We start from the raw sequence: 16,261 nt of genomic DNA, 5'->3' as shown, positions 1-16,261 counted from the left end.
CAGCAGGTCGTTTTCTCCCGGTTGCACAAAGCGATAAGGCGTAAAAAGGCCGCAATTCGCCCTTAAAAGGAAACGAGCTGCGGCCCCATTGCCGATGGCGGCACGTCATTGTGCCTGCCTGGTGGTTGAATTCATCACCTCGAGGTGAATTTCAATCAAATTATAAAGAATACACGAAATAAATGTCAATATAATTAACATAAAAATCTGAAAAATAAATACTAGTAATTTTTAATGTAATATATATTGACAATTTGAGTTATATAAAATAGTCTGATGATAGGTAATTCAGTACAACGATGTGCTGAAAATGGCGATGAAGCCCTTTTTTCCGATTGGAAAAGGGGTTTTTCTGTTCATTAGCAAATACAGGGGAGTAAGGTGGCGGCGGCGATGATTCATTCTCTTGAAATCCGGGATTCTGCTACTGTTGATCGGGCAGGCCAATTGCTTACAGACTTTATGAAGCTTCCTTCAGAGGAGAGCGTACCTCTGGAAGAAGCCGCCGGGCGGGTGCTGGCCCGGGATTTGGTCAGCCCGTTCCCGCTGCCGCCATTTCGGCGCGCGGCGATGGACGGCTATGCCGTGCGTTTTGATGCAGTCAGGCTCGCCTCCCCCCATACACCGGTTCAGCTTACAGTTATAGATGAAATTAAACCCGGCTCCGGCATTGACTTGGCAGCAGCTGCTCCGGGGAAGAACACCGCGCTTCGCATCTTCACTGGCGCCCCTGTTCCTGACGGGTATGATACTGTCGTCATGCAGGAGATGGCGATGTGCGCCGGAGGGCGCGAGCAGCTTCGGCGGATTCGATTGGATCGCCCTTGCCGGGCGGGCCAGCATGTGGCGGAAAGCGGGGAGGATGTACCGGAAGGGGAGATACTGCTAACCCAAGGCACCAGGATTGGAGCGAAGGAAACCGCAATTTTGGCTTCATTTGGCTTGTGTGAGGCCGTCGTGTACAAAAAGCCGAAAGTGTCTATTATTCCTATCGGGGATGAGCTTATTGTCCCTGGCAAGAAGCTCGCCTGGGGGCAAATTTACGATGCCAACGGCTTTATGCTTGCGGCCCGTTTGAAGGAGCTTGGCGCAGCTGTCACCCGGCATGAGCCGGTAAGGGATGAACTGCACAGCATCAAGGCGGCCATTCGGCAGGCGGCCGTGGAGGCGGATGTGATTGTGACGACGGGCGGAGTTTCCGTGGGAGATTATGACTTTGCGAAGCAGGCCGCACTTTCCCTCGGGGGCTTGCCGCTGTTTACAAAGGTTCTGATGCGTCCGGGCACGCCGACCTCCGCCTTCAAGCTCGGTTCCCGGCCGCTGCTCTGCTTGTCGGGAAATCCGTCGGCCTGTTTTGCCGGTCTGGAGCTGCTGCTCTGCCCTGCTGTGCGAAGGGCTTCCGGACTTCGTGAATACGAACTGAACTGGAGAGAGGGCCGGTTAAGCCGATCAATCAACAAGCCTTGCCCATATCCGAGATATATCCGGGCTTATGTATCCGTCAATGAAGAAGGACCATGGCAGGTGGAGCCGCTCCCGAATGATAAATCAGGCAATGTCGCTGCCTTTGGCAGGGCCAATGCGCTGGCCTGTATTCCGGCTGGCGGAGGCGGTGCCGTACAGGGCCAGAAGGTACGATGGCTGTCTTTATCGATTTGACTCATGCTTATCGAAACTGAGGGAGTGATACCATGAACCATCAGAACGCTGCCGGTCCGGCCAGCAAGACAGAGAAGCGTCTTGCTGCAATTGAAGAGCTTGCTTTTCAAACCGGTACGGATTGTTCCTTCGGCAGCAGTTACTGCTCATGGAGAGCGGCTGGGGGCGGCTTATGCTGAAAGCGGATTTGGCTGGCATTATTCTGGCTGGCGGGGAGAGCCGCCGGATGAACAGGGTAGCGAAGGCGCATTTGCAAATGAACGGCAGTGAGTTTATAGACCGGATTTGTGCCGAGATGCGGCAAATTTGCGGGGACGTGGTTGCGGTAATTGCTACGGAGCAGCAGAGGGCGGCTTTTCAGGGGAAGGCGCTGACGGTGGTAAAAGAAGAAATTCCCGGTCGCGGTCCTTTGGGCGGGCTGGAGGTTGGCTTCGGTAGTTGCGGCAGTCCGCTGGTGTGGCTATCCGCCTGTGATATGCCGTTTGCTTCTGCCCGGGCCGCAGCCTATATGTCGGAGAAATTGAGAGGCCGCAGCCGTTGTCTGGCGGCCGTCCCCTTTGTAGCAGGCCGGCTTCATCCCTTGCAGGCGGTTTATCGGAGGGAGTGCTTACCGCATATTATTGGCTGCCTGGAAGCGGGAGAACGGCGGATGATGGCTCTGCTGGGCACGCTTCATCTCATCCAGATTACTGAAGCAGAGCTTTCAGAAGCCGGGATAAGCAGCAGCAGGCTTGTCATGAATGTCAACTGTCCGCAGGATTATGAGCAGGCTTGTCTGATGGACAAAGCCTGAAGGATTGAAGCACTTGTGAGGCTCGGGGGGATCGGATATAAAACAGCCATATATTTTTCAAATTGTGGGCTACAAGAATTCTGGGAAAACGACGCTGGCCTGCCGGTTGATTAAGCGATTGGTCACCATGGGGCTGCAAACGGCTGTCATTAAGCATCACGGGCATGAGGCTGAAACGGAGCCTAACGGCTGCGATACGAGGAGACAACGGGAGGCTGGCGCGGTCTGGAGTGCGATAGCCTCTCCGGTTCAAACTGCGATCGTGCATGAAGCGCCATTTTCTCTGGATATGCTGATTCGTCAGGTACCGCCGACGATAGATTTTATATTGGTGGAAGGCTTTAAAAGGGAAGCCTACCCGAAGCTGTTATTGGCACGGGAAAGCTCCGATTTGCAATTCATCCATGAGCTGAAGGGCTTGACAGGCGTCGGGCTATGGCCGGAGCTGTATGCACGGCATACGGAGCTCTCGCTGCCGGAGGGGCTTGCTGTTTTTCATATTGAGGAACCGGGCTCCATTGCGGCGCATGTTCTGCTGCAATTCCCGCAGCCCCTAACACCAGCATGATGCCTGCACATCTTGATTCAATCTGACGATGCCCTCTTCGGGCTGGTCCCGGAGCGGGGCTGAGGCACAGTCTGAATAAATAAATCGCTTGCTGCAGTACGTGAGGAACGACCGACGGCCGTTATGCAGCAGGCTCCGTGCGCTGGGAGCTGTGCGCAGTGTGGACTTGACCGGATGTAGGGGGTCAGGTTCTTTTTGCTGCGTGGAAGAGCTGGCAGGGGGACATAAAATGTGTTCCACAACTTTTTAAATTTCTGTTATAATAATCCAACACTGGCTGCAAGCGATTACTGTAAAAAGACATGAGAGCGGATTAAGGGGGGGGGGGCAAGCAAATGGCATTGATTGAGGTGCAGGAGCTGCAGAAGCAATTTAAAACTAATGTCCGGCGGGAAGGCCGCTTTGGTACGCTGCGCAGCTTGATTTGGCCGCAAACACGTACAATTACAGCGGTAGAAAACATTAGTTTTCTTATTGAGAAGGGAGAAAGTGTTGCATATCTGGGACCCAATGGAGCTGGAAAATCAACTACCATCAAGATGCTGACAGGAATTTTGGAGCCCAGCAGTGGAAGTGTACGGCTTGGAGGTATTGTGCCGCAGCGCAATCGTAAGGCTGTCAGCTACCAAATTGGCGTTGTTTTCGGACAGCGCAGCCAGCTTCTGTTTGACCTTCCGGTGAAGGATTCTTTGGATTTGCTGCGTTATATGTATGGACTGTCAGCTGCACGATATCGCAGTAATCTGGAGGAGTTTGCCGGGATCTTGGAAGTGGAGTCTCTGCTCAACCGTCCCGTTCGCACACTGTCGCTTGGACAACGGATGCGCTGTGAGATGATGGCGGCGTTAATGCATGATCCGGATATTTTGCTGCTGGACGAGCCAACGATTGGACTCGATGTGATTGCCAAGGAACGCATTCGGACGTTTATTGAGAGGATTAATCGTGAAAAAGGGGTTACACTTCTGCTAACGACGCACGATATGCAAGATATCGAGCGTTTGTGTCCAAGGGTCATCATTATTGATAAAGGCCAGCTTATTTATGACGGCAGTCTGCAGTATATCCGCGACCGGTTTGCGACAGAACGGCAAATTCGGATTGTCCTGGCTGATCCGGCAGCAGCAGCATATACTGCTTCACAGCTTGAACAGCGGCAGGAGGGGCTTCTTATCCGTCTGGAGGAGCAAACCCTGCAAATTACATATGACCAGAGAAAAATTGATACCTCGGATTTGCTGCGTCTTGTTCTTGATCAGGCGAACCCGCGCGATTTAGTCATGAAGGACGAGAGCATTGAGATGCTAATTGGCCGGATTTATCGGGATGGAATCGATCCTGAGCGGGAGCGGTCGCTGGTGGAAGCTGCGGCTGGAAGGGGAACGAATTGATGGGAACAGCAGCCAGATTATCAGGTATCATTCTTATTGCAATTCGAGAACGGCTGCAGTTTCGATTTGAGTTTTTCATGACTCTGGTTTCTACGCTGATGTACAGTGTGATGTTTTATTCGGTGTGGAAAGCGATCTATCTGTACTCGGAGACGCAAACGATGCCATGGCAGGAGCTTGTTACGTATATCATGGTAGGACAAGCGATTAATTTTGCGCGCTGGTCCCCGGCAGAACGTAATATGGTTTATGGCACGGCTGAGCGGATTCGAAGCGGGGATATTGCGGTTGATCTGATTCGTCCGCTTCAATTCCAAACCCGCCGTTTTTTGGAGGCGACAGGCTTTTTCGCAGTGGAAATGCTCTGGGTCAACCTTCCGGTGATGGCTCTGCTTCTGTTAGTACTGAACGTAAGCCCTCCGTCAGGAGTGGCTGCAGGAATCGGCTTTGCGATCAGCTTGATAATCGCTTTTCTGGTATCATTCTGCCTGAATTCCATCGTGATGATGCTTTCATTCTGGACCGGGAATGCCATGGGCATTCAAGTAGCGAAGCGGGCCATCGTGGATGTTTTTGCCGGTGCGTTTATCCCGTTTGCCTTTTTTCCGGACTGGTTGCTTCCCCTTGTGCAGCACCTTCCTTTTCAGGCTATGGGTTACATTCCTCTTTCTATCTATACCGGAAAAATTGAAGGCTCAGCAATGCTGGGAGTGCTGATAGAGCAAATCGGCTGGGCCTTGCTTATGTTTGTCATCAGCCGGTTCATGTGGCGGCTCGCTTCACGCCGAATAACTGTGAATGGAGGGTGATCGGGAAGTGCGGATACCGAAACGAAATGCGGGGCAAACGATCATGTACTGGATCGGCTTGTATAGGTTGTATTTGCGGATTTATTTTCGCACGCTGGCTGAATACCGGGCCGATACCCTGATTGCGCTTGGCGGCGGAGTATTGGCGCAAGGCAGTACCTTGCTGTTTTTGACGGTGATTTTGCAGCGTGTTCCACAGCTTGCGGGCTGGGGCTTTTACGAGCTGGTATTTTTGCTGGGGATGACTAGCGCAGGCCGGGCATTAAACATGGTGTTTCTCAATGCCCCCTTTACAATTAGCGGCTTGGTGCGGCGTGGGTTGATTGATGTATTGATGGTCAGACCAGTCGGAGTGCTGTTTCAGGCTGTGGGCATCACCCAGGAGATAAACGGCATCGGCCAATCTATCACGGGGATTGCAATTATGGTTTATGCAGCCTGGCATATGAATATCGATTGGACGGCCTGGATGGTGCTATACGCCGTTATCGCGATGGTCAGCAGTATGTTTATTCAATTTTCCATCCAGCTCTTTATTGTTGTCGCATCATTTTGGGTGCAGGAAATCCGTTCCGTGATTTATCCGGCTACATGGGTATTTGATTTTGCTCGTTATCCGATGGATATTTTTGGACCGATTGTTCGAGGCTTTTTGACTTATGTGCTGCCATATGCTTTCTGCAGCTTTTATCCGGCTGCATATCTTCTTCGCTCCGATTTAGAGTACGCTTGGGCTGCCTGGGGGGTTCCGCTTTTGGCTGTGCTGATTACCTTATTTGCCTATCGTTGGTGGTTGTTTGGGCTGCGACGGTATAGCAGTGCTTCTGGATAAGGAAAGGAGCTACTAATGCGAAGGTGGAAGATTGGGTTTCTGTGTGTGACAGGAGGCTTGCTGTTGTTCGGCTCCGGTGTCCTGGCCGGTACATCAGGGGCGTTCATTGAAGTCTATTACTCGGTGAGAGGAATCGAAGCAAAAGGAAAGAAGCTGGATCTGTCTGATAAGCCGTTTATTTATAATGGAACCGTGTATGCTCCGGTACGAAGTGTGGCGGAGCATCTCGGCCAGAAGGTCGTTTGGGATGAAGCTTACCGAACCGTGGAGCTTCATTGTGGAGATGGCATACAGCCTTATCGAAATTCGCGGGAAATTTGTATTCGAGATCGTAATGTTATTTTGCCTGAGGATGTTTTTGTGATGGGAGAGGCGATTGAAGGCGCATGGCCTATTAGTCTGGTGCTCAACCGGGGTGAGGAATTTATAGCCATTCAACCTCAGTCAGGTGTTGTTTTTCATGCTTCTGAGCACGGGAAGGAAGCGTTTGAATTCCTTCTTCCCTACATAACAGCTTATTTTATTGATCAGGTTTGGAGTGTAGAGTAAGTCGTTATGATAGCGTGCCGCCAGGCACACGATCCCAGATTAGCTGCTGTTCAGCTCATAAGGCCATGCCCTTGCAAATTCGTGCGGCCGGTCTATGTGCAAATAAAGCCGGTCTACCTTTCTTTGAACACCGAACCAGCCGGAGATAGCGGTTTTCGCTGTTAAACAAATCCGTACATTCGGTTCAACGGCAATGGGAGTAAAGGCGGCGTTAAGCTCATTTTTGTCCAGGCTTGCAGGGCTGACTACGGAAATCGACTCGATTTGCTGCTGCTGCAGGTCAACCGACAATTGCAGGCCGTATTGAATGTGCAGGCCTTCGTTGGAAACGAGGATCGGGTTTAATTGAAGGGCCCGGTAATCGGCAAGCAACAGCGCAATAAGATAAACATTTCCCAGTGAAATCAGCCAGGCCGCAAGATGGGACCAGTGCATCAGCAGCAGGTGGATGGCGATTCCTTCGATGAGCAGTATTTTGGAAAGGACCAGCACGATGATGAAATAATTAGAATGAATATGGGTGGTAAAGGCAACGGAGTTTGTCCGCACATACGGGGAATTCCGCCAAGCCAAGAAGGCGAGGTAGAATACGGAAACATCATGCGAAAGCAGGGCTGTCCATTTGGATGAGCCGAGCTCGGAGGCCACGCTTTGCCGGATTGTATCCAGTGGTGCAGCTCCATGAATCCGGCGTGCTTTGAATCTGCGAATGAATTGAACAAGCTTAACGGTTTCATATCCCAGAAAAAGCAGCTCCAATGGAATAAGCGCGTACATGAGAAACGTAAGAATAGGCTGGGCGGAAGCGGGAAGCACCGCATGAAGCGCCGCGTACCCGGCTAAAGCAAACGGTATAATCCACAGGACTGATTTTTTATGCTTGCGCAAAGCAAGGAAATACAGAAGCAGAGGAATGACAAGAACAAAATCCAAAGCAATTCCAATCGATAACCATTGAATATCATGTTGAAATGGCGTGTACCGGATGGCGGCGGCATCGAAGCAGAAAATGAACAGGCAGGCGAGAATGGCGAAAAGAAGATGGTTTTTACGAAGCTGAAGCATGAATTCACCCTTTCTTTCCAAGTGGTAGTCGTAATGACCTGATTATACCACATCGACCATCGCCTAAGAACGGTTGGAACCGCTGCCGCATTCAAATCGTTGTTTACGGTGAATTTCAAAATAGCCGCTCCCCGCCAAGCTGTCCTCGGTTTCTCTTGTTGTCATGTCACAATTCCCTTACTATCCCGTCAACATAACGCCGGCAGCCCGGAGGTTCGGTTCTTGCTCGGTTTATTCCGGTTTGCCGGCAGCTGGACGTCTGTTTGGACATGTGCATGAACGGGATGGTTTAAGCGAGGAGTTTTGTTCCGCTAATAATGGAGCAGTGGCTTTTTGCCTGGAGCCGTTCGAGAAGACGTGTGTCCGCTTCCCGGTTAGGGCCGGATGGTCACTCTGGTATGAAGCGGCACGAGCGCGGCCAATTGCAGCACATCCTCGTTATACATCCGGATACAGCCATGGGAGGAGCGCTTGCCGATGGACGAAGGATCGTTTGTTCCGTGAATGCCGTAATGGGGCTTGCTCAGTCCCATCCAGAACACTCCGAAAGGCCCGCCGGGATTGGGGACTTTGTTCACAATATAATATTCTCCTGCAGGTGTTTCGGTCAGCAGCTTGCCAATCCCGACGGGAAATTCCCGGACGACTGTGTTTTCATCGAGCAGATACAAGCGGAAATAGGATAAATCCACGATAATACGGTAATTAGGCATAGGCGTCACCTCGGGTTATACTATGCGCTTGGCGGAGTAGATGCGATAGGCAAGGCAATATGGGCACAGGAATCAGCTCTTGTTAACCGCCTGCCACCCGCACGCTAACTCGGTCGATTCGGACAGGGTCACTCTGTGTGCGGCATATTTGCAGGCTATTGATTGTTGTTAAAGAAGGGGGCTGCCCTCCTCCAATAGCATTATCTCCTGACTGACTGCTTTGCAAAGCTCCGGTACCACGGGTTCATTTCCCTATCCTCCAAATAAAACAACAAAAGCTGCGGCAACGGGCCGCAGCTTTTGTTACAATCAATCATTTTATTTATGCAGCAAGTGGGAGCGGTATACATATTCGAACAAAAATTCGAAGGCTTCCAGATGGCGTTTGGCCTCGAACGCGTTGGCGCCCCATGCATAGATGCCGTGCTTGTGCAGCACAATGCCTGGAACGCGCGGAACGATGGCGTCCTCTACCAGCTCTGCAATACGCGGGATTTCTGCATAGTTAGGCAGGATCGGAATGCGGATTTCGGCATCCTCCTCCCAAATATTAAAGCCTTTAATCAGCTCTACGCCCTGTACCGGGATGTGTTTTTCCGGCCAAAATATTTCGGTAGCCAGGTTATTAAACACCGTATGCACGTGAAAAATAGCGCCGCAGCCTGTCAGGCGGTAAATTTCGCAGTGAATCAAAGTTTCTGCCGACGGCTTCAGGCTTGTTTCCGTCAGGGGCTTGCCCTGCTGGTCTACGAGCAGGAAATCCTCAGGGGTCTCCCGGGATTTGTCTTTTCCGCTGGCCGTAATGGCAAAAGCGAACTGCTCCGGGCTGAAATCGCCTACGCGAATCGAAAGATTGCCGCTGGTTGCCGGGAACCAGTTTCTGGCCGCGAGGGTGGCTTTAATGTCGCGCAGCTCAGCGAAAGCATGTTGAATTTGCTCCAGGCGAATACCCGCAGGAACAGGCGGCAATGACGAGGATGGCGTAGTCATGAGTGAGAATGTACCTCCTTCAAATGGCGTATAACATCGTAGAAATCGTGGTATGGCGCAAAAGGCAGGCCGGTTTCCTGACACTGCTGCTCCAGGTGGGAGCGGGCGTACACCATATCGGCCAGCTTGGCGCCTTCATAGTCGGTAACACTATCCCCGATCAAAATCCGGAAATAGTCTTCCTGCGGATAGCGCCGCATAATCGTCGTTTTGCACATGCCGCAGTCATTGGAGCATTGTCCGTCACACGGATGAGGCCATGTAATGCGCACCTGTTCTCCGCTGAAATCGGCGCTGTTGCAATAAATCCGGTTCGGATCAATGCCGAACGGAGCGAGCAGGGGATAGACAAAGAAGTCGATCCCGCCGCTTGTGACCAGAAATTCAATCTGCTGCGAACGGCAGTAGTCCAGCAGCTCCTGAAAGCCGCCCCGGATGCGGGCGTTTTCGATGGAAAAACGAATGATCTCTTCCCGGTCGGCCGCAGGCAGCAGGGCGAACAGGGCGCCTACACCGTCCCTGACGCTGCGCTTGCGGGTTATGGTTTCTTCAACCAGTGTTTCCCAGCCGGGCGGGGAGAAATGCTTAATGATCGCGATAATGTTATCGTTCTCGGTAATCGTACCATCGAAATCGCAAAAAATAATCGGCTTCCTCATGCCTTGACACCCCAAGCGTCAATGGCGGCCTTCAGCTCCGGCTGGTTTGCCGCGGCTTCGGTCAACGGCACTCCTGCCAGTGAGGCGGCGATAGCCTGCTTAAACGCGCGTCCCCCGGCTGCGGTTCCCATCGGATGGCCGTGTATACCGCCTCCGGCATTGACTACGACCTCTTGTCCGAAATCGCGGAGCAGCACCGGCACGAGACCGGGATGAATCCCCGCAGATGGCACAGGTACGCTTGGCGCGAGTTGGATATTTCCTTGACCTGATCCGGAATAAATGTAATCGGCGGCCAAATTTTCGGTCAGCAGCACCTGCTTGACGGCAAGATTCTCCTCCTTAGGCATCACAACGGAGCCGTAAGGCGAAGGGAACAGAACCAGATCGGCACCGGCCAAGCGCATCAGCTTGCCGAGCAGAACTGGTGCGGCAATACCGTAATGGGCGGATTGATAATAGGCGCCGGCCATTGCCGGATGAGCGGCGATCGGAACGGTAATTTCAGGGTCCTTGGACAGCTCGTGCAGCACATCGAAGCCGTAGGCAAGCACGTTGAACAGAAGCGCGTTCGCTCCGGCTGCTACTGCTTTGCGGGCCTGCTCATGCAGCCTGGAGGTTGGTCCGGTCAAGTTGACGGCATACAGCAGCTTTTGCCCTGTTTCCGCTTCCGCGCGGCGAGCGGCGGCCATGCACGCTTCTACCCGTTTTTCAAGCGGGGTCAACGGATTCTCAAACAAAATTTCATCATCTTTAATCAAATCCACGCCGCCCAGGGCTTGCTGATAAAACTGCTCTGCAAGGGCGGGGAGATCATGGCCGATAACAGATTTGAAAATGCTCATCAGCAGCGGGCGCTCCGGGACGCCAAGCAGCTTGCGGACGCCGGGGAGACCGAACTTCGGCCCTGGGAATGCGCTCAGGAACGGTTCGGAGAATTTCAGATCCAGCAGCTTAATTTTTCCGTCCATGGACAGCTTTCCGAACACGGTAACGAGCAGGGCTGGAATGTCCCGGCTGAAATTGACATCGGGGTAGGCGATTTCAATATCTGCGTACCGCTCTGCAGCAAGTGATCCTGCCGCTGCGCCGGCTTCCGGCTCATGTACGGATACAGACAGGACGCGGCCCAGATGCTTCTCCATCTCGGCCTGCCGTGCGGCGGGAAGGTCCGTCCAGCTGCCGACCGTCAAGCCGACGGCGATGCCGAGCGCTTTTTTATCGAAATCCGCCTTGGCATCAAAGGAGCGGTATGTAGCTACACAATAGGAACTCAATGTAAGGGCACCTGCTTTCGGAGAAATTAGTTCAAGCTAACTGTTTTGCTTTGTTTGTACATCTGCCGCGAGCAGGGCTCCCAGCTCGCCAGCGCGTTCGGCTGCGCGAAGCACGGCCGCTTGTACGCCTGCGGCAAATCCGTGTTCATCCAAGGTTTTGATTGCGGCCTCGGTCGTTCCATTAGGGGATGTAACCTTGCGCCGCAAATCCGCCGGATTCTCGCCGGTAATTTGGACCATACGCGCCGCCCCAAGAACAGTCTGAACTGTCAAATCGCGAGCTTGCTCAGGGGTGAGCCCGCCGGAGACGGCGCCTTGAATCATGGCTTCCATCATATAGTAAATATAAGCGGGACCGCTCCCGGACACGCCGGTCACGATATCGAGCAGCCCCTCATCGACGATGCTGGCGATGCCCGTAGCCGAGAACATGGCCAGCGCAAGCTGTCGCTGCTCCCCGGACACGGCGGAAGAGAAGCTGATCCCCGTCACGCCAAGCCCGATGGTGCAGGAAGTATTGGGCATCGTGCGAACAACAGCGGCAGAGCCGCCAAGAAGAAGCTCGATGGTGTTGATATTCAGGCCTGCAATTAAGGAAACAAGGAGCTGGCCGGGGCGAAGCGTGCTGCGGAGCATGTGAATTGCCTCTACAGCATCCTTGGGCTTCATGCCGAGCACGATGATGTCGGCTTGCTGCAGAGCGAGCTGCTGCGCTTCGCTGTCATAAGCAGGCTGAACGCCATATTGCTCCTGGAGCGCCTCCAGACGTTGTCTGTTTTGCCGGTTGAATACGGCGATTTGTGCGGCCGGGGCTGCTCCGGTATCAATCAGGCCGCGGATGACAGCCTCCGCCATAGCGCCTGCTCCGTAGAAGCAGATGCGCTTATGCTGCAGGCCGCCATCAGGCAGATTCGCCCCGGATGCCGTCACGGCATCGTTTAAACTGCTGACACTGCTCATTTGTGGAGCCTCCTCTTTTAAAATCGTTAGCCTCTGATTTGCCCGTTTCCGGTTACGATATATTTGGTCGAGGTCAGGGCAGGGAGTCCCATTGGACCGCGAGCGTGAAGCTTCTGGGTGCTGATTCCGATTTCTGCGCCGAAGCCGAATTCGAAGCCGTCCGTAAACCGGGTGGATACGTTGTGATATACAGCGGCGGCGTCGACTTCCTGCAGGAATCGGTCGGCATGCGCTTGATTCGGGGTAACGATACATTCCGAATGCATCGTGCCATACGTGCGGATATGCTCCAGCGCCTCATCAAGCCCGCTGACAACCTTCACGTTCAAAATCAAGTCATTGTATTCTGTACTCCAGTCTTCCTCACTGGCTTCCTTCATGTCCGGGACAATCGCCTGGGCGGCTGCGTTGCCGCGAAGCTCAACGCCTGCGTTCACGAAGGCTTCTGCCATGTGCTTCAAATGAGCGGCTGCGAACGCTTCATGCACCAGGAGGGTTTCCATCGAGTTGCAGACCGAAGGACGCTGGACCTTGGCATTGAGAGCGATTTGCTCGGTCATCGCCGGATCGGCATCGGCATCGGCATACGTATGGCAAACGCCTGCACCTGTTTCAATGACAGGAACGGTGGCGTTTTTCACGACATTCTGAATGAGTTCTTTCCCGCCGCGCGGGATGACGATGTCCAGCAGACCGTTCAGCTTGAGCATTTCATCGACGGAGCTGCGGTCCGAGCTTTCAATGATTTGCACAGCTTCAGCCGGTACATCTGTCGATTGGAGCGTGTTGTGAATGATTTGGATGATACGGCGATTTGTTTCCAGGGCGGCCGATCCGCCGCGCAGGACAATGGCATTCCCGGTTTTCAGAGCCAGTCCGGCGGCATCGACCGTGACATTCGGACGCGCTTCATAAATCATACCGATGACGCCGATTGGCACCCGCAGCTTGCGGACCTGCATGCCGTTCGGACGTTCGAACTGCTCAAGCACCTCTCCGATCGGGTCCTGAAGCTCAACGATTTGGCGCAAGCCCTCGGCAATGCCTTCAATCCGGGACGGATTCAGCGCCAGCCGGTCCAGCAGGCTTTCGGACAGCCCGTTTTTGCGGCCCCGGCTGATGTCACTCTCATTAGCGGCAATAATCGAAGCCTGCTCCGTCACCAGCTTATCTGCGATGAGGGCAAGCGCATTGTTTTTTTGGCTTGTGGTTAAAATCGCCAGCTTGCTGGTCGCTTGCTTCGCCAGCTGCGCCTTTTCTCTAACTTCACTCATGTGTTTACGCCTCCTTGGGGAATGTAGGTTGTCAGCCAATCATCGCGGTGGATGACCTCAATTCGCGGCACATCCATCCGCTTCTGTACTTCGTCGGTCGTGAGGCCAGCGGAGGCCTGGATTTGCCAAAGTGTATAATTCACTACGCCGCGGCCCAGCGCTTCACCGGTCAGGTCCACGACCTCAACCACATCACCGGGGTGAAAATCGCCTTCCGCATCGCGTATTCCGGCCGGAAGAAGGCTTTTGCCGCCGTGCAGGAGCGCCTGCGCGGCTCCTTCATCCACCGTGATTTTGCCGGCCGGTGTGGAATAATAGCCGATCCATTGCTTTCTGGCAGGCACGGTCTGGAGCAAGGCGTCAAAATAAGTGCCCTTGCCGTCGCCGCGCACGGCCAGAAGAAGATCGCCGGGCTCGGTAGCCCGGCCGACAAAGACAGGGACGCCGCCGCGTGTGGCAATCCGGGCCGCTTCAATCTTGGAGCGCATGCCTCCCGTGCCGACCGACGAGCCTGCGCCTCCCGCAGACCGGAATACATCGCCGGTAATTTCCGTTACCCGTTCAATACGTACGGCGGCCGGATTTTTGCGGGGATCATCGGTGTATAGGCCGTCCATGTCCGTTACGATGGCGAGGGTATCCGCCTTGACCATGTTGGCCACCAGAGCGGACAAGGTATCATTGTCGCCGAATTTCAGCTTTTTCAGCTCATCGACTGCGACGGTATCATTTTCGTTAATAATTGGCACAACGCCATGCTTCAGGAGCTCTTCGATCGTCCCGGAAGCGTTATGCATGCGCCGCCGTTCGGAAAAGTCCATCCGGGTCAGCAGGATTTGGGCTACACTATGGCCGTAGCGGGCGAAAGCCTCATGATAGGCCTGCATGAGCAGCGCCTGTCCGACCGCCGCGGAAGCCTGCTTTTCATGAACGGCCTTAGGGCGCTCCCGGTACCCGATTTGGGTGAAGCCGGCTGCTACGGCCCCTGACGTGACGAGCAGGACCTGAATGCCTTCCCGCCACAAACCCGCCAGTTCAGCGGCGAAATAATTGATTTGCTCCCGGTTCAGCCCGCCTTCGGGACCGGTCAGGGAGCTGCTGCCGATTTTGACTACGACTCGTTGCTGCATGGGTTCTCACACCTTATTTTATAAACTTAGGAGGGCTGCTTTCCCCACAAGCCGGAGATAGAAAAAAAGACCATCGCCCCTTACTGAAACAGTAAAGGACGAAAGTCTGGGCTTCCGCGGTACCACCTTTATTGATGATTGCTCATCCGGCTTGTGTCCCTTATAACAGGAGGGTCCTGTTCAACTCATCGTTGACCGTTCCGGGGTGGGTTCGGTAAAGTCCTCACGGTAAATTCTTTCAGCCGGCGGTCACCGGAATTTACTCTCTGGCATGGGGGGCTTTCCTACTGGTCCCTTCACAACGTTTGCACTTTTTTCTAGCATACCATGGGGGTACGGCTTTGTAAAGAAAGGCGGGAGCGGTTTATGGCGCTGCGCCTGATACTAGCGGAACAGTCCGAGCTTGCCGATGCGCTCCGCGGCCTCAACAAGCCGATCTTCGTTAGACAATAGGCCCATCCGCACATAGCCTTCGCCGCTTGTTCCAAAGCCGATGCCGGGCGCTACGACCACATTGGCTTCCATCAGCAGCTTATCGGCAAGTTCAGCCGAGCTGTAGCCCTTCGGCACAGGCAGCCAGGCAAAAAAGGAGCCCTGCGACGGCGTCGCCTTCCAGCCGATACGGTCCAGCGCTCCGAAAAGCGCATTACGACGGCTCTCATACACGCCGACCAGCTCCCGGACACCATCCTGCGGACCGGTCAGCGCTTCAGCCGCCGCCGCTTGAATGCCGCCGAACAAGCTGACGTAATAATGGTCCTGCATCAAATTGATGACGCGGATAACTTCTTCGTTACCCAGCGCGAAGCCCACACGCCAGCCGGCCATGTTATAGGTTTTGGAAAGTGTATAAAATTCTACGCCGACCTCTTTGGCGCCGGGAAGCTCAAGAAAGCTGACGGGCCGTTTACCGTCAAAGCCTACGGCTCCGTAAGCAAAATCGCTTGCAACGACAATGCCGTGCTTCTCCGCAAACCGGATTGTATCTTCATAGAACGAAGCTGGCGCCGTAGCGGCTGTCGGATTGTTGGGATAGTTGATAAACATCAGCTTGGCCTTCTCGGCGTCAAGCGGAGAGATACTGGAATAGTCCGGCAAAAATGCATTGCTTTCCAGCAGCGGCATAAACACCATGCGTCCGCCTGCAAGCTCAACACCGGACCAATAGTCCGGATAGCCCGGGTCCGGCACGAGGCACACATCGCCGGGGTTAAGGAAGCATTGGCTAATTTCCACAAGACCTGTCTTGCCGCCGAACAGAATGGCGACTTCTTTTTCCGGATCGAGGGTTACGCCGTAATCCTCCTTGTAACGCTTCACGATGGCTTCCTTCAAAAATCCGAATCCGCTAAATGGCGGATAACGGTGATACAGCGGATTGGGGGCCGCCTCCTGGAGCGCCGATACGATATGGGCGGGCGTCGGCCGATCGGGATTGCCTTGACCGAGATTAATTACATCGTAGCCTTCGGCAGTACGGGCGTTAGCCTTTTTAACCAGATTGGCGAAGAACTGGACCGGCAGGGTTTGCATCCGCTGCGCAGGTACAATGGGAAACGCGGAGGTCCGCGCTGTAGTTGGCTTCATCATGT

The 16,261-nt window shown here is 53.8% G+C and carries 17 protein-coding genes; 8 read left to right on the top strand and 9 right to left on the bottom strand.

Annotated elements, in window-relative coordinates; all coding sequences use genetic code 11:
• Positions 1 to 393 precede the first annotated feature (393 nt).
• From WBG83_RS02145 to WBG83_RS02110, 8 genes are all read left to right on the top strand, one after another.
• Positions 394 to 1,659, top strand: a complete 1,266-nt coding sequence (locus WBG83_RS02145) for a molybdopterin molybdotransferase MoeA (RefSeq protein ID WP_336742257.1) — start codon at positions 394 to 396, stop codon at positions 1,657 to 1,659.
• A 32-nt stretch (positions 1,660 to 1,691) separates the two neighbouring features.
• The gene (locus WBG83_RS02140; RefSeq protein ID WP_336742255.1) at positions 1,692 to 1,838 is read left to right on the top strand and encodes a hypothetical protein; all 147 of its coding nucleotides are present in this window, start codon (positions 1,692 to 1,694) and stop codon (positions 1,836 to 1,838) included.
• Positions 1,832 to 2,452 carry a molybdenum cofactor guanylyltransferase gene (gene mobA / locus WBG83_RS02135; protein ID WP_336742253.1) on the top strand — a complete coding sequence of 207 codons (621 nt, stop codon included), beginning with the start codon at positions 1,832 to 1,834 and terminating at the stop codon, positions 2,450 to 2,452. Before WBG83_RS02140 ends, mobA begins: the two co-directional genes overlap by 7 nt.
• A 64-nt stretch (positions 2,453 to 2,516) precedes the next feature.
• Positions 2,517 to 3,020: a molybdopterin-guanine dinucleotide biosynthesis protein B gene (mobB, locus tag WBG83_RS02130; protein ID WP_336742251.1), complete on the top strand. Its 504-nt coding sequence runs from the start codon at positions 2,517 to 2,519 to the stop codon at positions 3,018 to 3,020.
• A 335-nt stretch (positions 3,021 to 3,355) separates the two neighbouring features.
• A complete protein-coding gene (locus WBG83_RS02125) occupies positions 3,356 to 4,411 on the top strand; it encodes an ABC transporter ATP-binding protein (RefSeq protein ID WP_336742249.1) in 1,056 nt (351 codons plus the stop codon).
• Complete coding sequence (locus tag WBG83_RS02120) at positions 4,411 to 5,220, top strand: ABC transporter permease (RefSeq protein WP_336742247.1); 810 nt, start codon at positions 4,411 to 4,413, stop codon at positions 5,218 to 5,220. Before WBG83_RS02125 ends, WBG83_RS02120 begins: the two co-directional genes overlap by 1 nt.
• Positions 5,221 to 5,227: 7 nt before the next feature.
• Positions 5,228 to 6,052, top strand: a complete 825-nt coding sequence (locus WBG83_RS02115) for an ABC transporter permease (RefSeq protein WP_336742245.1) — start codon at positions 5,228 to 5,230, stop codon at positions 6,050 to 6,052.
• 15 nt (positions 6,053 to 6,067) lie between these two features.
• Entirely contained in the window at positions 6,068 to 6,601 is a 534-nt protein-coding gene (locus WBG83_RS02110) for a copper amine oxidase N-terminal domain-containing protein (RefSeq protein WP_336742243.1), read from the top strand.
• A gap of 39 nt (positions 6,602 to 6,640) precedes the next feature.
• Here WBG83_RS02110 and WBG83_RS02105 read toward each other — a convergent pair whose 3' ends face one another.
• From WBG83_RS02105 to WBG83_RS02065, 9 genes are all read right to left on the bottom strand, one after another.
• On the bottom strand, positions 6,641 to 7,666 hold the full coding sequence (locus WBG83_RS02105) for a hypothetical protein (RefSeq protein WP_336742241.1): 1,026 nt from the start codon (positions 7,664 to 7,666) through the stop codon (positions 6,641 to 6,643).
• A 374-nt stretch (positions 7,667 to 8,040) separates the two neighbouring features.
• Positions 8,041 to 8,379 (bottom strand): L,D-transpeptidase, encoded by a 339-nt coding sequence (locus WBG83_RS02100; protein ID WP_336742239.1) that lies wholly within the window; start codon positions 8,377 to 8,379, stop codon positions 8,041 to 8,043.
• 318 nt (positions 8,380 to 8,697) lie between these two features.
• Complete coding sequence (gene mtnB / locus WBG83_RS02095) at positions 8,698 to 9,369, bottom strand: methylthioribulose 1-phosphate dehydratase (protein ID WP_336742237.1); 672 nt, start codon at positions 9,367 to 9,369, stop codon at positions 8,698 to 8,700.
• Positions 9,366 to 10,028 (bottom strand): 2-hydroxy-3-keto-5-methylthiopentenyl-1-phosphate phosphatase, encoded by a 663-nt coding sequence (locus WBG83_RS02090; RefSeq protein WP_336742236.1) that lies wholly within the window; start codon positions 10,026 to 10,028, stop codon positions 9,366 to 9,368. The genes mtnB and WBG83_RS02090 overlap by 4 nt, the downstream gene beginning before the upstream one ends.
• Positions 10,025 to 11,305: a 2,3-diketo-5-methylthiopentyl-1-phosphate enolase gene (locus tag WBG83_RS02085; RefSeq protein ID WP_336742235.1), complete on the bottom strand. Its 1,281-nt coding sequence runs from the start codon at positions 11,303 to 11,305 to the stop codon at positions 10,025 to 10,027. Before WBG83_RS02085 ends, WBG83_RS02090 begins: the two co-directional genes overlap by 4 nt.
• A 36-nt stretch (positions 11,306 to 11,341) precedes the next feature.
• Positions 11,342 to 12,265, bottom strand: a complete 924-nt coding sequence (gene proC / locus WBG83_RS02080) for a pyrroline-5-carboxylate reductase (RefSeq protein WP_336742234.1) — start codon at positions 12,263 to 12,265, stop codon at positions 11,342 to 11,344.
• Positions 12,266 to 12,291: 26 nt separating this feature from the next.
• Positions 12,292 to 13,539 (bottom strand): glutamate-5-semialdehyde dehydrogenase, encoded by a 1,248-nt coding sequence (locus tag WBG83_RS02075; RefSeq protein WP_336742233.1) that lies wholly within the window; start codon positions 13,537 to 13,539, stop codon positions 12,292 to 12,294.
• A complete protein-coding gene (proB, locus tag WBG83_RS02070) occupies positions 13,536 to 14,669 on the bottom strand; it encodes a glutamate 5-kinase (RefSeq protein WP_336742232.1) in 1,134 nt (377 codons plus the stop codon). The genes WBG83_RS02075 and proB overlap by 4 nt, the downstream gene beginning before the upstream one ends.
• A gap of 384 nt (positions 14,670 to 15,053) precedes the next feature.
• Positions 15,054 to 16,256 carry a pyridoxal phosphate-dependent aminotransferase gene (locus tag WBG83_RS02065; protein ID WP_336742618.1) on the bottom strand — a complete coding sequence of 401 codons (1,203 nt, stop codon included), beginning with the start codon at positions 16,254 to 16,256 and terminating at the stop codon, positions 15,054 to 15,056.
• Positions 16,257 to 16,261 lie beyond the last annotated feature (5 nt).

The sequence above is a fragment of the Paenibacillus sp. y28 genome, from assembly GCF_037137075.1.
GTDB lineage: Bacteria > Bacillota > Bacilli > Paenibacillales > NBRC-103111 > JBBBNV01.
The sequence above is the reverse complement of the archived record's forward strand: the minus strand, read 5'-3'. Positions and strand labels throughout refer to the sequence as shown.